Origin of the sequence: Sulfuricurvum sp., from assembly GCF_019163035.1 — a bacterium.
Taxonomy (GTDB): Bacteria; Campylobacterota; Campylobacteria; order Campylobacterales; family Sulfurimonadaceae; genus Sulfuricurvum.
Genome location: NZ_JAFLKV010000008.1, coordinates 23,051 through 27,638, shown reverse-complemented (window position 1 = coordinate 27,638; position 4,588 = coordinate 23,051). Strand labels below are relative to the sequence as shown.

Below are 4,588 nucleotides of genomic sequence, written 5' to 3'. Positions count from 1 at the left end.
AAAACTTCACCCGCAAAATAAAGTCCTTCTACCCGTTTTGATTCCATCGTTTTATTATTGACCTGTGCCGTAGAGACTCCGCCACCGCTCACTTCGGCATGTTTAAACCCGTGGGTATCGGTCACTTCAAACTTCCATTCACCTATCAAGTGGGCGATTTTTTTGATCTCCTTGGGGTTGAGGGAAGATACGGTTGTGGAGAGTGCAACTGTGGCATCTTCGAGGAGATAAGTGATGATTTTGGCGGGGAGTAGACCGCAGAGGGTGGTATGAACATCATGTCTAGGGACGGATGCGAACACCTTTTCGATGACATTCACAAGCTCTTCTCTATCATAGCGGGGGAGGAGATTGAGGGAGATGCTAACACGCTGTTTGTTTGAGAGAGCATAAGAAGCCCTATGGCTGATGTCGAGGATGGCTAATCCCGAAATCCCGTACGCGGTAAAGAGGATGTCACCTGTTACTTTCATGTACCTTTTGTTATCGATGAATAGGGTGACTTCAGCGATGGTTTTAACCCCCGCCATTTTAGGGTGGTTTTTGGAGTTTAGATGGAGCTGTACTAGGCTTGGGTAGGTAGGGAGTATCTCATGTCCGAATGCACGGGCAAAGGTGTAGCCGTCTGCCGTTGCACCGAGTTGCGGAGCCGCTTCACTTCCTGTGGCGATTAAAACGTTGTTATAGCTTTGTTTGCCCTGATCGGTTTGGACGTTGAATAGGGAATCATTTTTGGTGATTGCGGTTACTTTGGATTCGGTGATGATTTTAACCCCCGCTTCATGCACAGCACTTTTGAGGGCGATCAGTACTGATTTGGCTTCATTAGAGAGAGGATAGCATCTGCCGTCGTCTTTTATATCCAGTATGAGTCCAATAGAGCTACAGAACTTCTCAAAATAGTGAAAATTGAGCTGTTTAAGTGCATAGGTAACAAACTGCGGATCAGCTCCCGCGTAATCCTCATACGAGGCGGTGGTGTTAATGATGTTGCACCGTCCGTTACCCGAAGCCAATATCTTTTTGCCCACGTTGTTGTTATGTTCGTAAATAGTGACATTGGCACCACTGCGCGCCGCAAAGAGTGCTGCCATAAGTCCACTGGCACCGCCGCCGATAATTGCTATATTTTTCATGAGTGTATTGTAGCTAAATGAAGAGGGTTAGAGAAAGAGAAAAGAGGGGGTCATCCCCCTCTTTAAGAAAGTATTATTTTAACATATCCGCACGTGGGTAGGTAAAGGTCGATTGACGTATTACCGTCACTTTATCTTTTGCGTCTACCGCATACGCTTTGATCGTGATCGGGATAACGGTATCTTTGCGATCATCATTGACGAGAATTTCATCGGCATAGAGGACAACGACTTTTTTCTTAACGACGCCCGGTTTTACTTTGAACGCTTTTTCAGGTTGAGCGATTTTTATTTTCCCTTCCATTCCGGCAGGGGCAACAATATCAAAGTAATACTCATGATCTTCATTCAACGTATTTTGTAACAAGAAAGTATAGGCATTATCAACCTGCACTTTTCCCTCAGCGTTGGTGGTGACAGAGTACAAACGGTTCTCTTTGTTGATGTTGAGGAGCATGTACTCTTTTTTACTTCCCATCATCCCCAAAATAATACTGACGATGACTAAGATCGCCATATATCCAATAATTTTAGGACGGAAATAGTGAGTTTTCCCTTTCATATAAAGGGTCTCTTTTTCGCTTGACCACTCTATTAATGACGGTTTTCCGAGTTTGCCCATAACATCCGTACAAGCATCGACACACTCTAAACAGTTGATACATTCGAGTTGAAGTCCTTTACGGATATCAATATGGGTCGGACAAACGGTCACACAACTCTCACACGTCGTACATTCCGCATGGGTGTTTACCGCTAACAGATCTTTTTGTTTAGTGAACATTTTTTCTTTATGCTCATTGTAGATTTCGCCGCCACGATTTGGATTATAGACCGCCATAACCGTGTCATCATCGTACAAAACTGATTGAATGCGTGAATAAGGACAGACATAAACACAAAAATTCTCTTGTAAGAAAATAACGTCATAGACTAAAAAGAGGACGATTCCGATGATCGTACCCATCAATACCGTGTGTTCCATCGGATTTTGAATATACGCCAAGAAATCTTCCGGTGGTACGAAATACCACATCAAATCGGCCGCAGCAACAAAAGAGAGTCCTGTCCAGATCAAAATAGCAACAACACGTTTGACTTTATTTTCAAATTTTGAATAATCAGGTTCTTGTTGTTTGTTTTTGATCCGTTTGCGAAGACCCAACAGTTTAGTTTCGATCAAATCACGGTAAACGACACGGAAAATCGTCTGAGGACACATCCATCCACAAAATACTCGTCCGCCCAAAACGGTAATACCGAAAACGCCGATAAAAAGGATCATCAGCAAAAACGGCATCAAATAGAGCTCTTGCATATCGAATTGGATAAACATCAAATGAAGTTTCAGTTTGTCGAAACTGAGCAAAAAGAGGTGATTCCCCTCAATCGTAATCCATGGCGCCGCCAAGGCAAAAATGGTTACAAGCCCATAAAACCAATACCGCATTATGCGCCAAGGAGTTCCCCCCGACAATGGCTCTTTCCCCTTAGGGGATAGTGTTTCTTCACTCATTATACGACCTCCATCATATTATAGTTGATTCATCGATTGGACACCGAATCGTTCCAATCACTGTTGCTTCCGCATCCGCATCATCTCCGATACCGATCACTCCGCTAACGACCTCTTTTAACTCACGCGATTCGATGTAATCTTTTAGTGAGCTTCGGCTCACCCCGATCACACGCGCTATTTCACTCACACTTTTTCTATTTTTCAACAAATCGATAATTTGTTCCAAATACATATCAAATTTTGATGATGATTTAGAGCCGCGCGGACGACCGATCCCTTTTTTCGCATCATCTTGCAGCACCTGACGGAGCTGATCGATAAGACCTAAAACGACCATTGTATCACTTTTGCGGTCGATTACGACCCCCGGTTTGACAAAGTGAATCGTATTGTTATTTTTTAGAAGACAACTAAACATCTGAACCACATCTTCGATGCAATTGCTCAACGTCCATGTATCATAAACGATCAACGTGTCGCCATCCAGAGAGCGGAAAAACCGAACCACCTCATGACGTTCGCTTAGCCGTTTGTTTTGAGAAGTTTGATCCACCATCTCTTCGTGGATAGTAATCTCTTTTTGATTGGCATAGCCGTTAATCAATTTAAGCTGTTCATAGACACCGTCAAAATCTTTGTCGGGACGGATATAACTTACAGTCATTGTATGCTTAAATCCTTTTAGTATTTTAGTTTCATCGTCATTTTAACCAATAGTGACGGCTAAAGTCAAGATAAAAGATTATTTATTCGTCATATTTGGATGATCGATGATAACCACTTCACAATACAGCGCTATATTAAATTCCCTTTTAACTCGCATTTGTGCTTCATGTATAAGGGTTAATGCATCTTGAAAGGTTCCGCCTCCTGTGTTGACGAGAAAATTAGCGTGAACGTTACTAAATGCCATTGCTCCAAAGTGTTCCCCTTTTAATCCCACTGCTTCGATAAGACGTCCGGCATAATCATTCGGTGGATTTTTAAAACAGCTTCCCGCACTCGGATCATGGGGTTGATTGGAACGCATTTGATTGAACATCTCATAGCGCTCAGTGGAGTAACCTTTTTCTACGTCAAACACAGCTTCAAAGACGACTTCATTAATAGAGGTTTTTCGGTAGCCGTGTTGGATATCTTTTTTTTCGATCCAACCGCTTTGTGTACGGATAGCCATAAGATGGTTGAAAATCTCATACTCTTTGAGTCCTGCATTCATTTTTAGCATTCCGCCGAGGGTTCCGGGGAGTTTCGATAGATATTCGAAATGGGCGATATCGTTTTTTTTGCAAAAGGAGACAACCCGTCCCCCCGGAGTTGCGGCACCGACATGGAGACCGTCTTCTTCGAGTCGGATAAAATCATACTCTTTGGAGAGGATCATAAGCGGCGGCGGGGTGGGGGAGATAAGGACGTTATTCGCAGCCCCGATGATAGTATGCCCCTCAGGAACAATATCGTTTTCGATCAATGCCACCCGGGCGACGGGGCCGATTCGGATAGAGCTGTATTTTGAGAAATCGATGGTTTTTGTGTTCATTGCATAAAGGTAGGGATCAAATTAAACATACGGATCGTGAAATCCTGCATTTCGTTCATCATCCACGGCATGGTGAGAATAATAACGATAACGATACCGATAATTTTAGGGATAAAACTCAGCGTCATCTCATTGATTTGAGTGGTTGCTTGAAAGATACTCACCGCAAGTCCTAAAAACATACCGACGAGCAATGCAGGTAATGAGAGAATGAGAGCAATTTTAAATGTCTCGATCCCAAGCCCGATCAATTCCGACTGCATCATGTTATGAATACCTCAATTCGGTGTATTCCAGCGGGATCATGAAATCTCTCGGATCGATCTTGGCATCAAAAAAGCCGTGTTTATGTCCCAACTCAAATAAAAGCTCGATGGCTTTGTATTGGGTTTC

The 4,588-nt window shown here is 43.2% G+C and carries 5 protein-coding genes; all 5 read right to left on the bottom strand.

The window, feature by feature from the left end:
• Nucleotides 1-1,136, bottom strand: a 1,136-nt coding sequence (locus tag JZU62_RS00900) for an NAD(P)/FAD-dependent oxidoreductase (protein ID WP_295011022.1), incomplete at its 3' end; no start/stop codon positions are given.
• A 73-nt stretch (nt 1,137-1,209) separates the two neighbouring features.
• Entirely contained in the window at nt 1,210-2,652 is a 1,443-nt protein-coding gene (gene ccoG / locus JZU62_RS00895) for a cytochrome c oxidase accessory protein CcoG (RefSeq protein ID WP_295011020.1), read from the bottom strand.
• Nucleotides 2,653-2,665: 13 nt separating this feature from the next.
• Entirely contained in the window at nt 2,666-3,319 is a 654-nt protein-coding gene (locus JZU62_RS00890; protein ID WP_295011018.1) for a recombinase family protein, read from the bottom strand.
• 78 nt (nt 3,320-3,397) lie between these two features.
• Nucleotides 3,398-4,195 (bottom strand): UDP-N-acetylmuramate dehydrogenase, encoded by a 798-nt coding sequence (locus JZU62_RS00885; protein ID WP_295011016.1) that lies wholly within the window; start codon nt 4,193-4,195, stop codon nt 3,398-3,400.
• Nucleotides 4,192-4,458, bottom strand: a complete 267-nt coding sequence (gene fliQ, locus JZU62_RS00880; protein WP_295011030.1) for a flagellar biosynthesis protein FliQ — start codon at nt 4,456-4,458, stop codon at nt 4,192-4,194. Before fliQ ends, JZU62_RS00885 begins: the two co-directional genes overlap by 4 nt.
• Nucleotides 4,459-4,588: the final 130 nt, after the last annotated feature.

Bases quoted from the DNA above. Each gene is read 5' to 3' on its own strand.
- fliQ (WP_295011030.1), bottom strand. From the start codon at position 4,458: ATGCAGTCGGAATTGATCGGGCTTGGGATCGAGACATTTAAAATTGCT.
- JZU62_RS00890 (WP_295011018.1), bottom strand. From the start codon at position 3,319: ATGACTGTAAGTTATATCCGTCCCGACAAAGATTTTGACGGTGTCTAT.
- ccoG (WP_295011020.1), bottom strand. From the start codon at position 2,652: ATGAGTGAAGAAACACTATCCCCTAAGGGGAAAGAGCCATTGTCGGGG.
- JZU62_RS00885 (WP_295011016.1), bottom strand. From the start codon at position 4,195: ATGAACACAAAAACCATCGATTTCTCAAAATACAGCTCTATCCGAATC.